The sequence below is a fragment of the Chitinophaga barathri genome (genome assembly GCF_003807585.1).
Lineage (GTDB): Bacteria > Bacteroidota > Bacteroidia > Chitinophagales > Chitinophagaceae > Chitinophaga > Chitinophaga barathri.
The window spans coordinates 137771-158163 of the sequence record NZ_RMBX01000008.1 but is presented as its reverse complement, the minus strand read 5'-3'; the positions used below and the strand labels follow the sequence as shown (position 1 = coordinate 158163).

At 52.1% G+C, this 20393-nt stretch carries 23 protein-coding genes; 14 read left to right on the top strand and 9 right to left on the bottom strand.

What is annotated here, in order from left to right:
* Positions 1-131 precede the first annotated feature (131 nt).
* The gene (gene alaS, locus EG028_RS15830; RefSeq protein WP_120517528.1) at positions 132-2747 is read right to left on the bottom strand and encodes an alanine--tRNA ligase; all 2616 of its coding nucleotides are present in this window, start codon (positions 2745-2747) and stop codon (positions 132-134) included.
* A gap of 329 nt (positions 2748-3076) precedes the next feature.
* Here alaS and EG028_RS15825 point away from each other — a divergent pair, with 329 nt between their 5' ends.
* From EG028_RS15825 to EG028_RS15815, 3 genes are all read left to right on the top strand, one after another.
* Positions 3077-4054 (top strand): M23 family metallopeptidase, encoded by a 978-nt coding sequence (locus tag EG028_RS15825; protein WP_120517527.1) that lies wholly within the window; start codon positions 3077-3079, stop codon positions 4052-4054.
* A gap of 95 nt (positions 4055-4149) precedes the next feature.
* Positions 4150-4692, top strand: coding sequence for a MerR family transcriptional regulator (locus EG028_RS15820; protein ID WP_241559148.1), 543 nt, complete (start codon positions 4150-4152; stop codon positions 4690-4692).
* Between the two features lie 10 nt (positions 4693-4702).
* The gene (locus EG028_RS15815) at positions 4703-5218 is read left to right on the top strand and encodes a thioredoxin family protein (protein ID WP_123864687.1); all 516 of its coding nucleotides are present in this window, start codon (positions 4703-4705) and stop codon (positions 5216-5218) included.
* A 122-nt stretch (positions 5219-5340) separates the two neighbouring features.
* Here the strand turns inward: EG028_RS15815 and EG028_RS15810 are convergent, their stop codons facing one another.
* Entirely contained in the window at positions 5341-6438 is a 1098-nt protein-coding gene (locus EG028_RS15810; RefSeq protein ID WP_120517525.1) for a mechanosensitive ion channel family protein, read from the bottom strand.
* Positions 6439-6460: 22 nt separating this feature from the next.
* Positions 6461-7603 (bottom strand): amidohydrolase family protein, encoded by a 1143-nt coding sequence (locus tag EG028_RS15805; protein ID WP_120517524.1) that lies wholly within the window; start codon positions 7601-7603, stop codon positions 6461-6463.
* Positions 7604-7768: 165 nt separating this feature from the next.
* On the opposite strand from EG028_RS15805, the gene prfA reads away from it, so the two are divergent.
* The 3 genes from prfA to EG028_RS15790 all read left to right on the top strand — a co-directional run bounded on the left by prfA (position 7769) and on the right by EG028_RS15790 (position 10394).
* Positions 7769-8839 carry a peptide chain release factor 1 gene (gene prfA, locus EG028_RS15800; RefSeq protein ID WP_120517523.1) on the top strand — a complete coding sequence of 357 codons (1071 nt, stop codon included), beginning with the start codon at positions 7769-7771 and terminating at the stop codon, positions 8837-8839.
* A 150-nt stretch (positions 8840-8989) separates the two neighbouring features.
* The gene (locus tag EG028_RS15795; RefSeq protein WP_120517522.1) at positions 8990-9565 is read left to right on the top strand and encodes a hypothetical protein; all 576 of its coding nucleotides are present in this window, start codon (positions 8990-8992) and stop codon (positions 9563-9565) included.
* Between the two features lie 142 nt (positions 9566-9707).
* A complete protein-coding gene (locus EG028_RS15790; protein ID WP_241559147.1) occupies positions 9708-10394 on the top strand; it encodes an OmpA family protein in 687 nt (228 codons plus the stop codon).
* A gap of 97 nt (positions 10395-10491) precedes the next feature.
* Here EG028_RS15790 and EG028_RS15785 read toward each other — a convergent pair whose 3' ends face one another.
* Positions 10492-11673: an aspartate aminotransferase family protein gene (locus EG028_RS15785; RefSeq protein WP_120517521.1), complete on the bottom strand. Its 1182-nt coding sequence runs from the start codon at positions 11671-11673 to the stop codon at positions 10492-10494.
* Between the two features lie 35 nt (positions 11674-11708).
* On the opposite strand from EG028_RS15785, the gene EG028_RS15780 reads away from it, so the two are divergent.
* The 3 genes from EG028_RS15780 to EG028_RS27720 are packed head-to-tail and all read left to right on the top strand — an operon-like array spanning position 11709 to position 12606.
* The gene (locus EG028_RS15780; RefSeq protein ID WP_120517520.1) at positions 11709-12230 is read left to right on the top strand and encodes a gamma carbonic anhydrase family protein; all 522 of its coding nucleotides are present in this window, start codon (positions 11709-11711) and stop codon (positions 12228-12230) included.
* A gap of 50 nt (positions 12231-12280) precedes the next feature.
* Positions 12281-12430: a hypothetical protein gene (locus EG028_RS27725; protein ID WP_162946542.1), complete on the top strand. Its 150-nt coding sequence runs from the start codon at positions 12281-12283 to the stop codon at positions 12428-12430.
* 11 nt (positions 12431-12441) lie between these two features.
* Positions 12442-12606, top strand: coding sequence for a hypothetical protein (locus tag EG028_RS27720; RefSeq protein ID WP_162946541.1), 165 nt, complete (start codon positions 12442-12444; stop codon positions 12604-12606).
* A gap of 7 nt (positions 12607-12613) precedes the next feature.
* Here the strand turns inward: EG028_RS27720 and rsgA are convergent, their stop codons facing one another.
* The 5 genes from rsgA to EG028_RS15755 are packed head-to-tail and all read right to left on the bottom strand — an operon-like array spanning position 12614 to position 17507.
* Complete coding sequence (rsgA, locus tag EG028_RS15775) at positions 12614-13543, bottom strand: ribosome small subunit-dependent GTPase A (protein ID WP_120517693.1); 930 nt, start codon at positions 13541-13543, stop codon at positions 12614-12616.
* Between the two features lie 33 nt (positions 13544-13576).
* Positions 13577-14587, bottom strand: a complete 1011-nt coding sequence (locus EG028_RS15770) for a vWA domain-containing protein (RefSeq protein ID WP_120517519.1) — start codon at positions 14585-14587, stop codon at positions 13577-13579.
* 7 nt (positions 14588-14594) lie between these two features.
* Entirely contained in the window at positions 14595-15605 is a 1011-nt protein-coding gene (locus tag EG028_RS15765) for a hypothetical protein (RefSeq protein WP_120517518.1), read from the bottom strand.
* 6 nt (positions 15606-15611) lie between these two features.
* Positions 15612-16478, bottom strand: coding sequence for a DUF58 domain-containing protein (locus EG028_RS15760; protein WP_120517517.1), 867 nt, complete (start codon positions 16476-16478; stop codon positions 15612-15614).
* Positions 16479-16505: 27 nt separating this feature from the next.
* On the bottom strand, positions 16506-17507 hold the full coding sequence (locus EG028_RS15755) for an AAA family ATPase (RefSeq protein ID WP_120517516.1): 1002 nt from the start codon (positions 17505-17507) through the stop codon (positions 16506-16508).
* 256 nt (positions 17508-17763) lie between these two features.
* Between EG028_RS15755 and EG028_RS15750 the strand changes: the two genes are divergently transcribed.
* From EG028_RS15750 to EG028_RS15730, 5 genes are all read left to right on the top strand, one after another.
* Positions 17764-18096: a hypothetical protein gene (locus EG028_RS15750; RefSeq protein WP_120517692.1), complete on the top strand. Its 333-nt coding sequence runs from the start codon at positions 17764-17766 to the stop codon at positions 18094-18096.
* A 43-nt stretch (positions 18097-18139) separates the two neighbouring features.
* Positions 18140-18808, top strand: coding sequence for a peptidylprolyl isomerase (locus EG028_RS15745; RefSeq protein ID WP_120517515.1), 669 nt, complete (start codon positions 18140-18142; stop codon positions 18806-18808).
* 87 nt (positions 18809-18895) lie between these two features.
* Complete coding sequence (gene gcvH / locus EG028_RS15740; RefSeq protein ID WP_120517514.1) at positions 18896-19276, top strand: glycine cleavage system protein GcvH; 381 nt, start codon at positions 18896-18898, stop codon at positions 19274-19276.
* 3 nt (positions 19277-19279) lie between these two features.
* Positions 19280-19693 (top strand): VanZ family protein, encoded by a 414-nt coding sequence (locus tag EG028_RS15735; protein WP_120517513.1) that lies wholly within the window; start codon positions 19280-19282, stop codon positions 19691-19693.
* 262 nt (positions 19694-19955) lie between these two features.
* Positions 19956-20384: a helix-turn-helix domain-containing protein gene (locus tag EG028_RS15730; protein WP_120517512.1), complete on the top strand. Its 429-nt coding sequence runs from the start codon at positions 19956-19958 to the stop codon at positions 20382-20384.
* The last annotated feature ends 9 nt before the right edge of the window (positions 20385-20393 follow it).

Genomic DNA, 20393 nt, shown 5'->3' with positions numbered 1-20393 from the left:
CCTTTGTCTAACCTTTATGTAAAAGTGGAAAAGTGTTCTGCCTATTCCTGCATATTCCACCGAACAGGCATCATAAAAAACGGGCTTCCATTTTGGAAGCCCGTTCAATGGTATTGATAATGAGATGTTTATTATAAAATTCCCTTCACATTTTCGATCACCTGCTGCAGCTGGCTCACATCCTGCCCGCCGGCGTTCGCCTGGGTAGGCTGCCCGCCGCCGCCGCCTTTGATGAGGCCGGCCACCTGCTCTTTAATGATCTTCTGCGCGTTCAGCCCTTTGGACTTCACCAGGTCGTCCGACAGCAATACGGATACCTGCGCCTTGCCGGCGATATTGGAGGCCAGCACTACCACAAAAGGAGCCGTTAGAAGGTCCTTTACGGAAGTGGCCACCTGCCGGAGCATATCCGCGCTGGCAGCGTCTAGCAGGGCGCCGAGGAACTGCACGCCGTTCACCGCTACTGCCTGCTGGGGCAGGGTGGCGGCCAGCTGTACGGCCTGTTTCACTTCCAGGGCAGCCAGTTGTTTTTCCAGCGCAACCTTGTCCGCCATGATCGTTTCCAGTGCTTTGGCTGGCTCTTTCGGGTTTTTGACGAGGGCTTTGATCTCCTTCAGCTGGGCCAGCTGTTCATTCACATAAGCTTCTGCTTTGGCCCCGGTGAGGGCTTCCACCCTTCGTACGCCCGCGGCTACCGCGCTTTCCGCGATGAATTTAAACAGCCCCAGCTCACCGGTGTACCCTACATGGGTGCCACCGCAAAGCTCGATGGAATATGCGGGGTCTATGGTCACCACGCGTACGGTATCCCCGTATTTTTCACCGAAGAGGGCCATAGCACCCAGCTTCAGCGCTTCTTCGCGCGGGAGTTCTTTTATTACAACAGGGATATTTTCCCTGATCTTTTCGTTCACGATCGTTTCGATCTGCGCCAGCTCCTCGTCCGTCACCTTGGCGAAATGGCTGAAGTCGAAGCGGAGATAGTCGGCATTGACGAGCGAGCCTTTCTGGGCTACGTGAGTGCCCAATACCTGGCGCAAAGCCGCGTGCAGCAGGTGGGTAGCGGAGTGATGGCGGGCGGTGTCCAGCCTTTTGGCGGCATCCACTTCAGCCAGTACGGTGCCTTCTATCTTGGCGGGCAGGCTGTCCACGAAATGTACGATCAGGTCGTTTTCCTTTTTGGTGTCCGTCACGGGGATGGTTTCGCCGCTGAAACGGAACACGCCGGTATCGCCTACCTGGCCGCCGCTTTCCGCGTAGAAGGGCGTCTGGTCCAGCACCAGCTGGTATTGTTCCTTGCCTTTGGCTTTGATCTTACGGTATTTGAGCACTTTGGCTTCGGCGCTCAGCTGGTTGTAGCCGATAAAGACGCCGGAAGGCTGGTCCTGCAGGAGGGTCCAGTCCCCCATGTCCAGCTCGGTGGCGGCGCGGGAGCGGTCCTTCTGTTTTTTCATTTCGGCGGTGAAGCCTTCTTCGTCCACTTTAAATCCTTTTTCCGAAGCGATGAGCATGGTAAGGTCCAGCGGGAAACCGAAAGTGTCGTATAATTCAAAGGCTACGGGGCCTTCGATGGTTTTGGATTTTTCCCCGGCGGTGATCACGTCCAGTCGGCGAAGGCCGCTGTCCAGGGTACGGAGGAAGCTGTTTTCTTCTTCAAACACTACTTTTTTCACAAAGTCCGTCTGCTGCTCCAGCTCGGGGAATACTTTGCTGAACTGTGCGGCCAGTACGGGCACCAGCTCATGCAGCAATGGTTTTTTTACGTCCAGGAAAGAGAAATAATACCGTACGGCGCGGCGCAGGATGCGGCGGATCACGTAGCCGGCTCCATTGTTGGAGGGCAGCTGGCCGTCCGCGATCGTGAAGCAGATAGCACGGATATGGTCCGCGATCACGCGGAACGCGATATCTGTTTTTTCGGTCTGCCCGTATTGTTTGCCGCAAAGTTTTTCAGTGGCATGGATCAGTGGCATGAACACGTCCGTGTCGTAATTGCTCTGTTTGCCCTGGATCACGCGTGCGAGGCGCTCGAAGCCCATCCCGGTGTCCACATGTTTGGCGGGGAGGGGTTCCAGGCTTTTATCTTTCATGCGGTTGAACTGCATGAATACGTTGTTCCATATTTCGATCACCTGCGGATGGTCGTTGTTCACGAGGTCTTTCCCGGGAACTTTGGCCCTTTCCTCATCGGTGCGGCAATCCACGTGAATTTCCGTGCAGGGGCCGCAGGGGCCGGTATCGCCCATTTCCCAGAAATTATCCTTTTTGTTGCCCATCAGGATGCGGTCTTCCTGGATATATTGTTTCCAGTAGTCCTTCGCTTCGGTGTCCGGCTCCAGGTTTTCTTTCTTATCTCCTTCAAATACAGTTACATACAACCGGTCTTTCGGTAATTTATACACTTCCGTGAGCAGCTCCCAGCTCCATTGGATGGCTTCTTTTTTGAAATAGTCCCCAAAGCTCCAGTTGCCCAGCATTTCGAACATGGTGTGGTGATAGGTGTCTATGCCCACTTCCTCCAGGTCGTTATGTTTACCGCTTACCCGCAGGCATTTCTGGGTGTCCGCCGCTCTTTTGTAAGGCGCCGGCTTATTGCCGAGAAAAAGGTCTTTGAACTGGTTCATACCCGCGTTGGTGAACAGCAGGGTGGGGTCGTTTTTTACCACGATAGGTGCGCTGGGCACTATCTGGTGGCCTTTTGAAGCGAAAAAATCGAGGAATTGTTGTCTGATCTCAGCTGCGGTCATAAAATATTACTGTGTATTAATATCTAATTTTAACTTTATAATTGCATCCATCCCAAATTTCCCTTTAATTTGTGGTTATTGCAAAGTGGACCGCTGAGAAATTGAGATTCAAAAGGTTGACGTTTTAACCTAATTCCATTAGGTTTGCGGACCCCGGTTTAACCGTACAATTTTTTTAGCGTAGGTTGAATGCGGTGCAAAAATATTGAAATAAACAAAAACAAGGCATAACCGCCGTTTTCCTGTGAAAAAAACCGGGGAATGCACTGATACTAAAAATCCGGACAGCGCGTTGAATCGTTCGCGCACCATATCAACCCTCAAGGTTCATGAAGAAGGTCAAATATTTCTACAATACTCAAACACTTAAATACGAAAAGCTCGTAATCTCCGTACGGGTTAAAATTTTGCGCATCCTGGGGTTTCTCTCGGCTGCCATCGTTACCGGGATCTTATTCCTTTCTGTCGCTTACCGCTTCCTGGAATCGCCCAAGGAAAAATTCCTGCGCCAGGACATTGAAAGCATGAAAGAGGAATACGACGTGCTGAAAGGCCGCATGGCCGAAATGAAAGGTTCGCTGGACGAGCTGCAGCACCGGGACAACGAGATCTACCGCGTCATCTTCGAAGCCGCGCCCATCGCGGACAGCGTGCGTGCCGGCAAACCCGGGAAAGACAAAGAAGCGGAAAACCTCCGCCTGGAATCCAAAGCCAATAACGAACTGATAGCCGCTTCCGCCACCATGCTCACCGAGCTGAACAACCGCGTGAAGGTACAGGAGAGATCCTACAAACAGATCGAAGATCTTATCAAGAACAAACAAAAAATGCTGGCTTCTATCCCGGCCATCCAGCCAGTGTCCAACAAAGACCTGGACCGTATCGCCTCCGGCTACGGTTACCGGATAGACCCGATCTATAAAACCATGAAGTTTCACAGCGGCCTGGACTTCACTGCGCCTTCCGGCACGCCCATCTATGCCACCGGCGACGGTACTATAGAAGAAGCGAGCCTGAGTGATGTGGGGTATGGCAATCACGTGGTGGTAAATCATGGTTACGGGTACAAATCCCTGTACGGCCACATGGTGCGCATGAAAGTAAAACGCGGCCAGGCGGTAAAACGCGGCGATGTGCTGGGCTGGGTAGGCAGCACCGGCAAATCCACCGGCCCCCACTGCCATTACGAAGTCATGAAAAATGGCTCCAAAGTAGATCCCGTGTACTTCTTCTATAACGATCTTACCCCTGAGCAATTTGACCGTATGCTGAAGATTGCGCGTTCGGGCAACCAGTCTTTCGATTAATGGAATGATTATTGGAGGAAAAGGCGGGTTGTGCATAAAATGGATTCCGTAATATTGTATCCGTATTCTTTTTATCAATACAATTTATTTCGGTTATGATGCAGCAACTGGACTTATTCGGAGCCGCCGAGCCGCAAAAGCCCGCACCTGTAAAAACGCCCGTCCGGCCCCAGCCCGGGGAAAACGGAGAGGCGGATGCGGAAGGTGCTGAGGCCGCCCTTCCCGCAGACGGCGCTCCGCCGAAAGGCAAAAAGCGTGGCCGTAAAAGTCTGAAGGAGCTGGCGGGCGATCCGCATGTGATCCAGGAACTGGAAAAACTCACGCTGGACAAACAATACTATTCCATCAGCGAAGTGGCCGGCATGTTCCGCGTGAATACCTCCCTCATCCGTTATTGGGAAAATGAATTCGATATTCTGCAACCCAAAAAGAACCGTAAGGGCGACCGTCTTTTCCGGCAGGAAGACATTCACAACCTGAAACTCATCTATCACCTGCTGCGCGAGCGCAAATACACGATAGAAGGAGCCAAACAGAAGCTGCGGGAAGACAAACGTTCCGCTTCCCGGAACTTCGAAATGATCAAAAGCCTGCAAAAAGTGCGGCAATTTCTGACAGAGTTAAAAGATCAATTATAAATCACAAATTATGCGTTTACACAAAGTATTACTGGGGTGCGGATTGTTGTTAAGCTCCGTGACAATGGCACAGAGCAGTCACAACCATGCGGCACAGAGCAAACAGCTGAAAGGGGAATTTAAAATGAAGCAGCTGCTGGCTGATTCCGCATTTACATGGTTTCACAATGGTGTAAACCGCTACGATGCCAATTCGACCATGGTTAATTATATCAAGTCCAATAAAGACAAGATCCAGCTGGTAGCGCTGGTGAACACCACAGACGAAGCCAGCCAGAACCTGCTGGGCCGTTTTTACAAAGTGATGATCCTGGCCAGTGTGCCCGAAGAAAGCATTCACATGTACGGCGCGGACAACTCCGGCAACACCGGCAACGATGTGGCGGACGGCTATAAGATCAAACGCGTGCCCACCATCCTCGTGATGCGCGACGGTAAAGAAGAAGGCCGCATCTCCGGTAATTCGAAAGAATCCGTGGAGCAGGACCTCGCGCAGATCATCATGAAGATGAACAAAAAAGACTAAGCAGTTAACTTGACGAATACAATGAGGGCTGTCTTTTGGCAGCCTTTTCCTTTTGCAGGATGATGCAAACAAAAGCGCCTCGAATGTTTCCGGGGCGCTTTTACTATGGGCATTTGAATAAATTATACCGTGGATTCCGTTCTCATCGCCAGCCGCACCCCGTTCTTTTCCAGGATGCTGATGGCCGCAAGGTTCACATTCTCCCGGAGGTCCAGGTAAGCCGCGCCTTCAATGATATTGGTCATATAGATCACCTGGATGGTGTAGGAGTCTTTTGTGAAATCAAACATGTTCACCGAGTAGCCTGGTTCCACATCTTCGTGTTTGTCCAGGTAATCCTGGATGCTTTTCACGACGGAGGCCACCTTGTCCGACGTGGTATCGCCCGCCAGCTCCAGCTTCAGCGACACACGCTGTTGCGTGCGAAGGGAAAGGTTGTCCAGCACGCTGTCCACCATCTTTTTATTCGGCACCGTTACAAATGTTTTTTCCAGCGTGCGCAGGCGCGTGCTGCGCAGGCCTATCTTCTCCACGGTGCCCTGGAAAGCGTCCACCTTCACAAAATCTCCCACGCGGAACGGTTTGTCCGAAAAAATAATAAACGACCCGATCAGGTTCTCGATGCTTTCTTTCGCGGCGAGGGCGAGGGCGGCCGCGCCGATGCCAAGACCAGCCACCAGCTTGTCCACCACATCTTTGCCAAACAGGATATTGATCAGGATCATCGCCCCGATGATAAACATGATGGCTTTAAAGAAGTCACGGAAAAATATGATGAACTGGTTGTCTGTTTTATCTTCCGTGAGGTCCGCTTTTTTCTCAAGGATCAGCGAGATAAAGTCTATCAGGCGGAGCAGGATGAGTATGATGGTCATGCTGAACACGATCTTGAGCAGCGTGGTGAGCAGCATTTGCAGGGTGTAAGGTTCGGCCGCACGGTTGTACACGATCACGTTCAGATCAGAAGGGAACACGAGGTGATTGCTCGCCATAATAAAGGCAGTCATGAGCAGGAAATACTCCAGCGGCTTAAAGAGCAGCTGCACAAATTCCTGCTGCGCAATGCTGGGGCTCCAGTGTTTGATCAGCTTGAACAGGCCCGCTGCCAGCCCTTTGGAGAGGTAACGGCGGATGAAATACACGAAAAGGATAATACCGGCCACTATCAAATAGTTCCTCACGGAATTATCCAGGAATTGCTGGTTTAAGAAGTCATTCATAGTGGTGCAAATGTATTGATTATTAAATCGTGTATGCTTTTGCGTTACCGTTATGTATCTGCACAAGCCCCGGTTTTTTTCCTTTCTCCAGGCTGCCGTATGTGGCTGAAATGCCCAGTGCCTTCGCGCCGTTCAGCGTGGCCCATTGCAGGATGGTAGCCATCGGTATCTCCGGGAAATGCTGGTGGATGGTGTTTATTTCCGCCCATATGGACAGCTGCCGGTTGGACGCCAGGCTGTCCGTACCCAGCGTGATGCGCGCCCCTTCACTGATGAAGGCAGTGACATCCGGCAGGCGGCTTTCTATGTACAGGTTCGCATTGGGGCAAAGGCACCAGAATATCTCCTGTTCACGGGCGGTGGCGTAGCGGATGTCTTCCGGCTGCGTGTAGGTGTTGTGCACCAGCAGCATGCGCGGGGTAGAGGAAAAATACGGCAGGTAACTTTGCAGGCTGGTTTTGCCCGTCATCCCGAACCCGGAGATGTCCATATTAAAATGTTTGTAAAAGTCGAGGAACGCGCCTGTTTTGGAGCGGTACAGGGAATCTTCCGAAGCGGATTCCTGGTTGTGGATGGTCACCGGGATATTGTTTTCCATGCCGGCCAGCAGTTTGAACAGGGTGGCGGACACGGAATAGGGGGCATGGGGTACCAGCGAGCCGGGCATGCCTTTTTCCCGGAAACGGGCCAGTACGGCCAGTGAATGCTCCAGCCTGCGTGGGGCGGCCGCGTCAATGAACCCCATACATTCCACGAAGCTGTGCCAGTACATGCCGGGGCGGGTTTTGAGCGGGAGGCTGGCCGCGGTATTGCAGATGTCGCCCACGGCTACGATGCCTTCGGCCTTCATGGCGGCGACGGCTTTGTCCATGGCATCCAGCACGGCCTCCGGCGGGGGCGTTTCCCGCTGTTCCATCACGGATTGCAGGAAAAGGGGCAGGCCCGTGCCTTCGGGGATCAGCCCTTTCATATGGCTAAGCTCAAGATGGCAGTGGGTATTGATAAAACCGGGGCAAAGCCAGCCTTCCACCTCAATGATCCCTTCACCCGCCCAGCTGCGCGGCACAATGGCCGATACCGCGCCATCCTCGTCCAGGATGAGGCAGCGGTCCGCCCCCAGGAACTTTTGCCCGTCGAATATATCCCCTGCTGTTAGCTTGATCATGCTTTCCGAATTAACATTTAAAAATGATCGGGCCGCTTCCCCCTTTTTATTAATGGGCAAAAACGTAATTTTGCAACCCGAAGCGATTACGAAATACGGCAATTTCCCTGAATCATTATAATCCGCCGCAGCCCGTAAACGTTTCCACGAAACAGAAATTTTATTATGATCGATAAATTAGATGCCATCAAAGGCCGGTACGAACAGGTAGCCCTTGCGCTTACTAACCCGGAAGTGGTAAAAGATAATAAACAGTTCAGCAAGCTCAGCAAAGAATACCGCCAGCTTGAAAAGATCGTAAAAGCGTACGACGCTTACCGCAACCTGCTGGATTCCATTGCTTTCAACAAAGAAGTGCTGGAAAGCGGGGATGACGAAATGCGTGAACTGGCGAAAGAAGAAACCGAGAGCCTGAGCGAGCAGAAGGACCAGATGGAGGCGGACATCCGCAACCTGCTGATCCCGAAAGACCCCCAGGACGAAAGGAATGCTATCCTGGAGGTCAGGGGCGGTACCGGGGGAGACGAAGCGGCGCTGTTTGCCGGCGACCTGCTGAGGATGTACCTGCGTTATTGTGAAAACAAAGGCTGGAAAACCGCCATCATGAACGAAAACGCCGGCGGTGCCGGTGGTTATAAGGAAGTAGTGGTGGAAGTGACGGGAGACGATGTGTATGGTACACTCAAGTTTGAATCCGGCGTACACCGCGTACAAAGGGTACCGGCCACGGAAGCATCCGGCCGCGTGCATACCTCCGCCGCCACGGTAGCTGTGCTGCCTGAAGCGGACGATGTGGATGTGGACGTTCGCGAAGCAGACATCAAAATGGACACCTTCCGTTCCTCCGGCGCGGGTGGCCAGCACGTAAACAAAACGGAATCCGCCGTGAGGCTCACCCACATCCCCACGGGCGTAGTGGTGGAATGCCAGGAAGGCCGCAGCCAGCACTCGAACAGAGATATTGCCATGCGTATGTTACGCACCCGCATATACGAAGCCGCCGTCCGCAAACATGAGGACGCGATCGCTTCCAAAAGGAAAAGCCTCGTGAGCACCGGGGACCGCTCCGCAAAGATCCGCACTTACAATTACCCCCAGGGCCGTATTACAGACCACCGCATTGGTATGACCGTGTATAACATGGATGCATTTATGAACGGGGAGATAGAAGACATGGTACAGGCGCTCCAGTTCGCGGAGAACGCTGAAAAAATGAAGACCGGGGACCAGCTCTGAAAATAGTTAACACAGGCTTAAACACTTTCCGCAACAATTTGTTCAGCGGAAGTGTTATTATGCTACTATTGCCCGGAACCGTTTACCAGATTGTTCAAAATGCATAATATTCGGTGACCTCAGTTTTCTTCCATCCTAAACCAAAACAAAATGTTAGATCAATTAGTCCAGCTGGTGCGTGAAAACGCCCAGGAAACAGTGGTGGCCAATCCTGCTATTCCCAATGAGCAGAATGATGCAGTGATCGGCGAAGCCACGCACTCTATCGCTTCCGGTTTGCAGGATGCCCTTGCCAATGGAAATGTAAAAGAAGTTATGGGCCTGTTCAACAGCAACGGCCAGGTAGATTCCCAGAACCCCCTGGTGAATAACATTTCCGGTAACCTGATCAGCAACCTGACCCAGAAGTTTAACCTCAACAGCGGCGCAGCTGCCTCCCTGGCTGCATCACTGATCCCCACCGTACTGGGCTCGCTGGTTAAAAAAACCAATGACCCCTCGGACAACGGGTTTTCGCTTGACGGCATTTTCGGCTCCCTTACCGGCGGTTCTACCAATGGTATGAACCTTGGCGGCCTGCTTGGCAAATTTGCCGGCGGACTGGACAAAGACGGAGACGGCGATGTGGACATGCAGGACCTGATGGGAATGATCAGCAACGGTGCTAAGCAACAGCAGGGCAGCGGCGGATTAGGCGGACTGTTGGGCGGCCTTTTTGGCAAGTAACCGATAAAACAGGCAGCGGCGTACAAACCCGTATGCCTGTTTTATTTTCCCTGCAATGGACTGATTACCAGTGGTGTAATATAGAGCGCTCCGATTTGGCAGACTATTTGTTTAGGCTTTAACACTCAAAATAAAACTTACTATGATGAAACGAATGAATGCATTAGTGGCGATGGCTTTAGCAGGGGTGCTCATGATCAGCAGCTGTAGCACCTGGCAGGGTATGGACAACACGAAGAAAGGAGCGGTAATAGGAACCGGCGGCGGTGCCGCAGCCGGTGCAGTGATAGGAAAAGCAGCCGGTAATACGGCCCTGGGCGCTATTATCGGCGCGGCAGTGGGTGGTACCGCCGGTGTGCTGATCGGTAAGAAAATGGACAAACAAGCCCAGGAGATCAAGAACGAAGTACCCAACGCCACCGTTGAACGTGTAGGCGAAGGTATCAACGTTACTTTCAACTCCGGCGTACTGTTCGGCTTCGATAAGTCAGACCTGACAGCTACCGCGCAAAGCAATATCCAGGAGCTCGCGGGCGTACTGAACAAATATCCTGACACACATGTACGCGTGGAAGGCCATACGGACGATACCGGTGCGGATGCTTATAATTACTCGCTGTCCGAACGCCGTGCAAAATCAGTAGCGAATTACCTGGTTGGCCAGGGCGTTGCTGCAAACCGTGTGCAGACATTCTGGTATGGCGAAACCCAGCCTAAATTCCCCAACGACAGCGAAGCCAACCGTGCGCAGAACCGTCGTGTGGAATTCTCCATCTTCGCAAACGACAAGATGAAGTCTGAAGCGAAGCAGGAAGCCAGCAAACAATAGATCTTTTAGTTGAATTTTCTCATAAGCAGTTTGAAACGATCCTCCCGGTTTCCCGGGAGGATTCTTTGTCTTATAGGTGAGGTAAGGATGGAAAAAGTTATAAAGTATTCAGCCCCGCCAGTATCACCGCGCAGGCCTTCCGGATCTCTTCTTCATTGATGATCAGCGGCGGTACGATGCGGATACAATTGGCCGCAAACAGGAACCAGTCCGTGATCACGCCATTCGCAATACAATGCGCAATCACTTTCTGCACCGCCGGGAAATCTTCCAGCTCCACGGCCAGCATCAGCCCGCGGGAACGGACTGCTTTTATTTTGGGGTGTTTCAGCAGCTCCAGGAACAGCTTTTCTTTGGCGGGAATATCCGCTGTCATGTTCTCTTCCATCAACGCTTTCATGCCTGCCAGCCCGGCCGCGCAGGCCACCGGATGGCCGCCGAAAGTGGTGATATGCCCCAGTACGGGTTGATTCGTCAGGCTCCACATCACTTCACGGCTGGCAATAAAGGCGCCTAAAGGCATGCCGCCGCCAAGCGCTTTGCCGGTGAGCAGGATGTCCGGTACTACGTCGTATTGTTCAAAGGCCCAAAGCGTGCCGTTGCGGCCGAGGCCGCATTGTATCTCATCCAGCACCAGCAGGGTGCCGGTTTCCGTACATCTTTTACGGAGAGCCTGGAGCCATGTTTTTTCCGGCGCCAGCACGCCGGCTTCGGCCTGTATGGTTTCAGCGATCACGCAGGCCGTGCGCTCCGTGATCTGGCCGAGCATGTCCATGGAATTATGTTGCAGGTGCTGCACGTCCGGAAGCAGGGGACGATAGGCGTTGCGCCAGTATTCGTCGCCGATGATGCTGAGGGAGCCCTGCGTGGAGCCGTGATAACTGTTTTTGAAAGCGATGATCTCCGTGCGGCCGGTATGGCGTTTGGCCAGTTTCATGGCGCCTTCCGTGGCTTCGCTGCCGGAATTGGTGAAATACACGCTGTTGAGGCCGGCGGGAAGGTGATCGGTAAGATATTTGGCGTAGGCCACCTGCGGGCTTTGTACAAACTCCCCGTATACGAGCAGGTGCATATAGGTTTCCGCCTGTTCTTTGATGGCCTTTACCACTGCCGGGTGGCAGTGCCCGATGTTGCACACGCTGATGCCGGCGATCAGGTCCAGGTATTGTTTCCCGCCCGCATCCCACATGTACATGCCCTGCGCTTTTACGATCTCCAGGGCCATGGGGGCATCGGAGGTTTGTGCCACATGTTGTAAAAAAAGCTGCCTGTTATTCATTAGGGGCGAAGTTAGTGAAGTTCTATATTTGTAACATGCCAGTAATATTACCAGTTAAAGGAGTGCACCCGGAAATGGGGCCTAATTGTTTTATCGCGCCGAACGCCACTATCGTGGGAGATGTAGTGATGGGAAAGGATTGCAGCGTATGGTTCAATGCCGTGGTGCGCGGCGATGTGAACAGCATCCGCATGGGTGATAAGGTGAACATCCAGGATGGCGCCGTGATACACGCCACTTACCAGAAAACAAAAACCGTGATCGGAAATAATGTGTCCGTGGGGCACAACGCCATCGTGCACGGCTGTACGGTGGAAGACAATGTGCTGATAGGCATGGGCGCCATCGTGATGGACAATGCGCACATCGGCAGCAATACTATCATCGCCGCCGGGGCCGTGGTGCTGGAAGGCACACAGGTGGAAGCAGGCTGCATTTATGCCGGCGTGCCCGCCAAAAAGGTGAAAACCATCAGCCAGGAGCTGATCCACGGAGAAATAGACCGGATAGCGAATAATTACATCATGTACGCGGACTGGTTCCGCGACCAGGTATAATATCGCGGTATAAAAAAACGTTATATTGCATATTATAATCTCCCTGACCTATGAAAAGAAAATGGCTTTTAGGGCTATGGCTGGCCTTTTTACTGGCCGGTTGCGCGTCCCAGAAATATGGTTGCCCCGGCAGCACATATTACAACTCCAATAACCAGAAGCAGAACAGCAAGGCAGGTAAACAGATGAAACTCTTCTAAACCGACTGATTATGCGGAAGTTATGCTTATTGCTGGTATTGTGCGGGATCGTTGCCCTGGGCTGCCGCACGCAAAAAACAGGCTGCCCTACGCCGGTAAAGAACCTGGGTGCGGAAAGGGTGATGGACGAAATGGGCAAGCCGCCTAAAAAGGGATTGTTCCACCGCAGGGGATAGTATTGTTTTAGTAGGTCGTTTCTTCAATAGTAGCCAGTATCGTGGCATAACTCACATACCTGTCCATATCAATTTCCCCTTCTTCCACCGCTTCTTTTACGGCACAGCCGGGCTCATCCATATGGATACAGTTGTTGAACTGGCAACCGGGGAGGTATGCCTGCATTTCAAGGAAATAATGAGAAAGCTCCGTTTTTGGGATATCTACAATGCCGAATTCCCTTACACCCGGTGTATCGATCAGTCTTCCGCCATCCGGGAGGTCGAACATTTCGGCGAAGGTGGTGGTGTGTAAACCCTTGCCGCTCCAGCCGCTCACGTTTTTTGTCCGTAGTTGCAGATGCGGCAGCAGCTGGTTGATGATCGTGGATTTGCCCACGCCGGAATGCCCGGAGATGAGGGTGGTTTTATCTTTAAGCAGTTCTTTCAGTTCGTCCATGCCTTCGCCCACGCTGGCGGCAGTAAGCACTACGGTGTACCCGATGTCTTCATACACCGCTTTCCAGTGCTCAAACTTCTCCATCTCTTTCGCCTTGTACACATCTTTTTTGTTGAACACAAGGATGACGGGTATATGATAAGCCGCGGCCGTCACCAGGAAGCGGTCTATAAAACCCTGTGAGGTGCGCGGTTCCTTTACGGTGCATACCAGCATGGCCTGATCCAGGTTGGCGGCTACAATATGTTTTTTGTGTTTGCCTTGCGGGGAGCTTCGTACAATGTAGTTCTTACGGTCATCGATATCCGTGATAATGGCGGGGGCGTTTTCGCCTTCTTCCATTTCAATGTTCACTTCATCGCCCACGGCAATGGGATTGGTGGAGGTAATATCCTCATCGATCTTGAACAGGCCTTTGATGCGGGCCTGCAAAAAATCGCCTGTCGTTGTTTTGGCGGTATACCAGCTGCCGGTGGATTTGTAGATCGTTGCTTGCACGGTGTAAATATAAGTCAAATCGCGCAGGTGGCCTTAAGGCAGGCGCCTGAAGAGCGTGTACCGCAGCACCGCTTCGAGGAGTATACAGGCCAGCGCAATCATCGCCAGCGGGAAAAAATACTCCTGGTAACGTTTGTACGAGGTGATCTCCACTTTGGTACGCTCCAGTTTATCTATCTCGTGGTAGATGTTTTGCAGGGAAGTATTGTCCGTTGCGCGGAAGTAGCGGCCGCCGGTTTCGGTAGCGATCTTTCTCATCATTGGCTCGTCTATCTGTACGTCCACCATCTGCATCTGGATGCTGCCGTCAGGCATGGTGGCGGGTGAGGGCGCTTTGCCGATAGTGCCTACGCCCACGGTGTATACTTTTACTTTGTATGCTTTGGCGATCTCCAGGGCGGTAAGCGGGTCCACCAGGCCGGTGTTGTTCACGCCGTCCGTCAGCAATACGATGATCTTGCTTTTGGCTTTGCTGCTGCGCAGGCGGTCCACCGCGGTGGCCAGCCCCATGCCGATAGCGGTACCATCCTGCAGCATGCCGCTGCGGATCTGCATAATCTGCTGCTTCAGCACGCCATGGTCCATGGTGATGGGGCACTGGGTAAAACTTTCGCCGGAGAATATCACGAGGCCGATGCGGTCGCTGATGCGGCTGTCCACAAAATCCATCGCGGTCTTTTTCGCGGCTTCCATACGGTTGGGCCGCAGGTCTTCCGCGAGCATACTACCGGAGATGTCTATACTCAATACAATGTCTATCCCTTCACTGTCTATATTTTCGGAGGTATTGGAAGTTTGCGGGCGGGCCAGGGCGGTTACCAGCGCGGCGTATGCAAGGATGCGCAGCACGAGCAGCAGCGGCCTGAAACGGATCTTCCAGGATACCGGCAGCCCTTTCAGTCCTTGCAGCGAGCTTACCTGTACCGATCCCTGGAACTTGCGGCCGGTGCTGAAGAACCACCAGATCATTACAGGAATGAGCAGCAGCAGCCAGAAGAAGGCCGGGTAAGCGAATTCAATATTTTTCCAAAGTTCAGCGTTCATGCTTCATCTACTGATTTGTGCCGGTAAGGCTTTGTTCTGTTTGAGCGGCGGCGGTCCGTTTGGTCCATTCCACTACTTCAATGGCTTTGTTCAGGCAATCCTCATGCTCATGCGGCGCGGGCTGCAGTTTTGCAAACTTCGCAAGGTCCGCCAGGGTAAGGATATGCTGGAGCTTGTCCCGCTGCTGGTTCAGCACGGTCACCGGTTTGATATTCTGTAACAACTCCGCCGTGGTCTGCTCCAATGCGGCGATGTGGAACTGCTGCTCGAAATAATGGCGCAGCACGTCCGTGAGCTGTGTATAATACAATTTGACGTCCGTGTTCCAGGGCTTTTCTTTTTCCAGCAGTTGCAGCTGCTCCATCGCTGTTTCGTAGGGCGACTTCAGCGGTTTGGCGGGCGCGGGCGCAGCCTTCGGCTTACGTTTGCGCCAGTATGCAAAGTACAGCACCACCAGCGTGATCACCAGCAGCAAGGGCAGCAGGTAAGGCCAGTAATCCAGGATGTTCCAGGCTACGGTACGTAAAGGTTTGATGGGTTTAAACGCTTTGGTGGTATCCACCGCCACGGTGTTCACGTCTATAAAGATGGGATCTGTGAACACGGAATCGTAAGACCCGTCGGACACGGAGAACACTTCGAATTTCATGGGGGCCAGCTCCCAGCGGCCTGAATCGAAGCTGGTAACGGTGAGTGTCTGTTTCCAGTATTTCTCGTCTTCCGTAGAGCCGGTAGTATCCAGCGGCGAGCGCTCCACTACTTCGATGTGATTGAGGGAATCCGGCAGGTTGGGAAACACCACTTTGATGTTCGCGCCTTTGAGCGAACGGATCACGACCCTGGCCGTAATACCGATCTTCACCGGCTCGCCGATGCGGATGGAGGTAGTGTCCGGCCGGGCCGTCACTTTAAAATAGTCGTTATACTGCGTATCCGGCTGCTCCTGGGCCTGTGCCCGGCCTGTGATAAAAAGGCCCGCGAGCAGGGTATAAACGAGTATATTTTTGATTCCTTTCATGTAGTCTTAAACCCTGTTCAGGAAAAATGTTTGTAATGCTTTCACGTAGTCTTCATCCGTTCTGATACTGATCAGATCGGCGCCGCTTTTTACAAAAGCGCTTTTGCAGTACTGAGCATGCTGCTGGAACTGCTGGGTATAATACTGGCGTACTTTTTTGTCGCTGGTATCCACCCATTGCGAAGCGCCGGTTTCCCCGTCCGTCATGCGCATGAGGCCTACCGCCGGCAGGTCCTTGTCACGTGGATCGTATACCTGCACGCCCACCACATCATGTTTTTTGGCGGCGATGTTCAGCGCATCCTGGTAATTGCCGGAGAAAAAGTCGCTGAGCAGGAACACGATGCTGCGTTTTTTGGCGGCATTGTTGAAGAAACGCAACGTTTCGGAAATATTGGTGCCTTTACGTTTGGGCGTGAAGGACAGCAGTTCGCGGATGATAAAAAGGATATGCGATTTCCCTTTTTTCGGCGGAATGTATTTCTCCATCCCGTCGCTGAAAAAGATGACGCCTACCTTGTCGTTGTTTTTGATCGCGGAGAATGCCAGTACGGCGCACAGCTCCGTTACCAGGCTGCGTTTCGTATGGGTGGCGGTACCGAAGGTTTCGCTTTCGCTCACGTCCACCAGCAGCATCACGGTCAGCTCGCGTTCCTCTTCAAACACTTTTACGAAAGGGTGGTTGAAGCGGGCCGTCACGTTCCAGTCGATGGAGCGCACGTCGTCACCGAAATTATAATCGCGCACTTCGCTGAAGGACATACCCCTGCCTTTGAAGGCGCTGTGGTATTCGCCGGCGAATATGTGATTGGTGAGCCCTTTGGTTTTTATTTCCAGCTGGCGGACCTTCTTGAGTATTTCTGAAGTCTCCATGTTGTTGCAGGTTTTAATTCACTCGGCTCATGGCACTTCCACGGCATTCAATATCTCGCTCAGGATGTTTTCGCTGGTCACGTTCTCCGCTTCCGCTTCGTAGGTGAGGCCCACGCGGTGGCGCATCACGTCGAAACAAACGCTGCGTACGTCTTCCGGTATCACATAACCCCTGCGTTTCATAAAGGCGTATGCCTTGGATGCCAGCGCGAGATTGATGGATGCGCGGGGAGAGCCGCCGTAGGAAATAAGGGGCTTCAGCTTGGCGAGTTTATAATCTTCGGGATTGCGGGTGGCAAACACCACGTCGATGATATATTGTTCGATCTTTTCGTCCATGTACACCTGGCGCACGAGCTTACGGGCTTCCAGGATATCGGCGGGGTCCACCACCGGGTTGATCTTCACCTGCCCTTCCGGCTGGAGGTTCTGGCGGATAATGTGGCGCTCCTCTTCTTTGGTGGGGTAACCGATCACTACTTTCAGCATAAAACGGTCCACCTGGGCTTCAGGCAGCGTATAGGTGCCTTCCTGCTCTATCGGGTTCTGGGTGGCCAGTACCAGGAAAGGTTCATCCAGCTTAAATGTCGTATCGCCGATGGTCACCTGTCTTTCCTGCATGGCTTCCAGCAGGGCGCTCTGTACCTTCGCCGGGGCGCGGTTGATCTCATCCGCAAGGATAAAGTTGGCGAAGATGGGGCCTTTGCGCACCATGAACTCATTGCGCTGCTGGTTGTAGATCATGGTACCTACAACGTCCGCCGGTAACAGGTCCGGCGTGAACTGGATACGTGAAAAACGGGCATTGATGGCGGAAGACAGGGATTTGATAGACAGGGTTTTAGCCAGTCCCGGCACACCTTCCAGCAGCACGTGGCCCTGGGCCAGGAGGCCGATCATAAGGCGTTCCACCATGTACTTCTGACCAACGATCACTTTGTTGATCTCCATGTTCAGGATGTCCACAAAAGAGCTGGCCTGGTGAATCTTGTCGTTGAGTTGACGGATGTCGTACGATGTATTTTCCATGTAATTACATTTCAAGTCTGCTAAAATAGCGTTTTACTCGTTTGAACCTCCTGCCATGGCGGGTTAACGCCGTTAAATTGCTGTTAAAAGACGCTATTGAACGGCTTCCCCGGTAAGCAGATATGGTTTACAAAAAATTCCAATTTAAGAAAGCGGTTTGATATTTACATCAATTTTTTGTGTAAACCGTACATTTGTTGTCCGTTTGAGGCTGCAATCCGTATGCCACGAACGGAAAACCAATAAAAACCAACAGATGGACCAGGACGATTTCGATAAAAGATGGAAAAAAGTAGAAGAAATGCTCACGGAGCGTTTCGGTAAGACGCCTAATATGGAGGCGACGCTGCTGCTGATCGGTATACAGGAGCTGAACAGCGCCAAAACCAAGTTTACAAAAGAACAGAAACAGGACCTTATGCATATCGCCGTATGTTCATTGCTCAGCCAGAGCGGGTATTTTGAGCCGGAAGGCCGCGATAAGGACGGATGGCCGCATTTCAAAGAAGTACAGCCCGTTCCCAAAATGGGCATGGAAGAACAGGAAAGGTTCCTGAAAGAACATATCATCGCTTATTTCGAAGAATAGGCCCCAAAATCAACCCTGTAGCACCACCTAACCCGAATACCACATGCAGAAAACAATCCTGTCAGCACTATTGATCCTTATTTCCTTTTCAGCCAGCGCGCAGCGCAACCGTAAAGTGAAGGTGATAACGGAATACGGCACGATGGTGATCAAATTGTACGACCAGACGCCGCTTCACCGCAACAATTTCATCAAACTGGTAAAAAGGCATTTCTACGACAGCCTGCTTTTTCACCGGGTGATCAAAAACTTTATGGTACAGGGCGGCGACCCTGATTCCAAAAGGGCTGTGGAAGGGGCGCAGCTGGGCAATGGCGGGGTAGGTTATACGATCCCCGCGGAGTTCAGGCTGGATCTGTATCACAAAAAAGGCGTATTGGCAGCCGCCCGGGAAGGGGAAAACAATCCGGCTAAAGCCAGCGACGGGTGCCAGTTTTACATCGTACAGGGTAAGAAGTTCACGGACGGGCAGCTGGATACGCTGGAGCAGACCCGGCTGGGCGGGCGCAAACTGCCGGTAGACCAGCGGGAAGTATATAAAACTATCGGCGGAAGCCCGCACCTGGACCAGGGTTACACCGTATTTGGCGAGGTGATCAGCGGTTTGTACGTGGTGGACAGCATTGCGGCTGTCAAAACCGACGGGAATAACCGGCCTTTGCAGGATGTACGCATGAAAATCAGGCTGGAAAAGAAGTTCCTGCTATTTTAATCATTGAACTTTAACATATTCCGGGGTAAGAAGTTTTTATAATTCCGGGTGCAATCTTTATTTTTACCGCTCAAAATCAAACTTGACATGAATTTTCCGTCGCAACTGCGTTACACAAAAGACCACGAATGGGTATTGTTAGAAGGGAACACCGCTACTGTGGGCATTACTGAATTTGCACAGCGCGAGCTGGGCGACATCGTATTTGTTGACATCACAACAGTGGGCAAATCCCTGGGTGCCGAAGAGATCTTTGGTACGGTAGAGGCGGTTAAAACCGTGTCCGATCTGTTCCTGCCTGTTGCAGCTACTGTACAGGAAGTGAACGCGGCGCTGGAAAACAGCCCTGAACTGGTAAATACAGATCCTTATGGCAAAGGCTGGATGGTAAAGATCCAGGTGAGCAACCCCGCTGATGTGGACGCACTGCTGAGCGCAGACGACTACAAAGCGTTAGTAGGAGAATAAACAATGAATGAACTTAATACGAACAATAAACTAAGCATGAGGATGATCCGTTATTATTTACCAGCGATGGGGTGGATCGTCCTCATTCTTTTTTTATGCACGCTTCCGGGCTCTGCTATTCCGCAGATTTCCGCTTTTGATAAGCTGCATATAGACAAGGTGGTCCATTTCCTGTTATTTGGCGTTACCGTGTTATTGCTGGCTTACGGATATTACAAACAGAAAGGAGAGATCAGCAATTGGTCGCTGTTCTCGCTGGTGGTGATGGTTACGCTGTACGGGCTGGCCATCGAGTTTATCCAGAGGTACCTGGTGGCAAACCGGAGCTTTGACATGTATGATCTGCTGGCGGACGGATTGGGAGCAGTGGCGGGAGCGCTGGTATTTTCGTGGATAGGGAAGCGGTTCCTGAAATAAACGATTGTCCGGATACGATATGTTTGCGCCTTGAGAAGGGCGCATTTTTTTTGCAATAAAGATTCATAACGACAGTTCGGGATGTATTTTAATACCGGTGCACTCGTCATGATTGCATTTTTTGTATCCGAACATTAGAAATATGGAGATGGCATTTAGCGTGGGAAGAGAATATCTCAGTATTGGATACAAATTTTTGGAAGCGGTTTTTCATTCCGCTAATTTTATTCGCATGGATGGTTGTTAGCCTCATCCACGACACATGAATGAAACAAATGTTGGCCTGAGGATACGCAGATTAAGGGAATCCAGGAATCTTACGCAGGAGTATGTTGCAGCGAGGCTGAAGATCGGTGCGACGGCATACGGCAATATTGAGCGGGGCGATGTAAAGCGGCTTACATTGGCCCGGTGGATGGACATCGCGGAAGTCCTGGAGGTACATTATTCGGAGATCTTCGGGGAATGGGATGCGCCGTATTCCCGTCCTCAGCAACCGCCCACGCAGGACCTCGCGGTGCTGGCTGAATATTTCAGGAAAGACAAAATTTTGCTGTACGAATTACTGAAGAACTACAAGGAGATCTTCTCGAAGCTGGAGCAGATGCTGCAGGGTAGCAATAAAGCTATGCAGCAGATGATGCAGATGCAGCTGGACTTACAGCAGCAATTGCTGGAGCTGCGCCGTTGACCGGCCTTT

Coding starts and splice junctions, on each gene's coding strand:
- alaS (WP_120517528.1), bottom strand. CDS start 2,747: ATGACCGCAGCTGAGATCAGACAACAATTCCTCGATTTTTTCGCTTCA.
- EG028_RS15825 (WP_120517527.1), top strand. CDS start 3,077: ATGAAGAAGGTCAAATATTTCTACAATACTCAAACACTTAAATACGAA.
- EG028_RS15820 (WP_241559148.1), top strand. CDS start 4,150: ATGATGCAGCAACTGGACTTATTCGGAGCCGCCGAGCCGCAAAAGCCC.
- EG028_RS15815 (WP_123864687.1), top strand. CDS start 4,703: ATGCGTTTACACAAAGTATTACTGGGGTGCGGATTGTTGTTAAGCTCC.
- EG028_RS15810 (WP_120517525.1), bottom strand. CDS start 6,438: ATGAATGACTTCTTAAACCAGCAATTCCTGGATAATTCCGTGAGGAAC.
- EG028_RS15805 (WP_120517524.1), bottom strand. CDS start 7,603: ATGATCAAGCTAACAGCAGGGGATATATTCGACGGGCAAAAGTTCCTG.
- prfA (WP_120517523.1), top strand. CDS start 7,769: ATGATCGATAAATTAGATGCCATCAAAGGCCGGTACGAACAGGTAGCC.
- EG028_RS15795 (WP_120517522.1), top strand. CDS start 8,990: ATGTTAGATCAATTAGTCCAGCTGGTGCGTGAAAACGCCCAGGAAACA.
- EG028_RS15790 (WP_241559147.1), top strand. CDS start 9,708: ATGATGAAACGAATGAATGCATTAGTGGCGATGGCTTTAGCAGGGGTG.
- EG028_RS15785 (WP_120517521.1), bottom strand. CDS start 11,673: ATGAATAACAGGCAGCTTTTTTTACAACATGTGGCACAAACCTCCGAT.
- EG028_RS15780 (WP_120517520.1), top strand. CDS start 11,709: ATGCCAGTAATATTACCAGTTAAAGGAGTGCACCCGGAAATGGGGCCT.
- EG028_RS27725 (WP_162946542.1), top strand. CDS start 12,281: ATGAAAAGAAAATGGCTTTTAGGGCTATGGCTGGCCTTTTTACTGGCC.
- EG028_RS27720 (WP_162946541.1), top strand. CDS start 12,442: ATGCGGAAGTTATGCTTATTGCTGGTATTGTGCGGGATCGTTGCCCTG.
- EG028_RS15770 (WP_120517519.1), bottom strand. CDS start 14,587: ATGAACGCTGAACTTTGGAAAAATATTGAATTCGCTTACCCGGCCTTC.
- EG028_RS15765 (WP_120517518.1), bottom strand. CDS start 15,605: ATGAAAGGAATCAAAAATATACTCGTTTATACCCTGCTCGCGGGCCTT.
- EG028_RS15760 (WP_120517517.1), bottom strand. CDS start 16,478: ATGGAGACTTCAGAAATACTCAAGAAGGTCCGCCAGCTGGAAATAAAA.
- EG028_RS15755 (WP_120517516.1), bottom strand. CDS start 17,507: ATGGAAAATACATCGTACGACATCCGTCAACTCAACGACAAGATTCAC.
- EG028_RS15750 (WP_120517692.1), top strand. CDS start 17,764: ATGGACCAGGACGATTTCGATAAAAGATGGAAAAAAGTAGAAGAAATG.
- EG028_RS15745 (WP_120517515.1), top strand. CDS start 18,140: ATGCAGAAAACAATCCTGTCAGCACTATTGATCCTTATTTCCTTTTCA.
- gcvH (WP_120517514.1), top strand. CDS start 18,896: ATGAATTTTCCGTCGCAACTGCGTTACACAAAAGACCACGAATGGGTA.
- EG028_RS15735 (WP_120517513.1), top strand. CDS start 19,280: ATGAATGAACTTAATACGAACAATAAACTAAGCATGAGGATGATCCGT.
- EG028_RS15730 (WP_120517512.1), top strand. CDS start 19,956: ATGAATGAAACAAATGTTGGCCTGAGGATACGCAGATTAAGGGAATCC.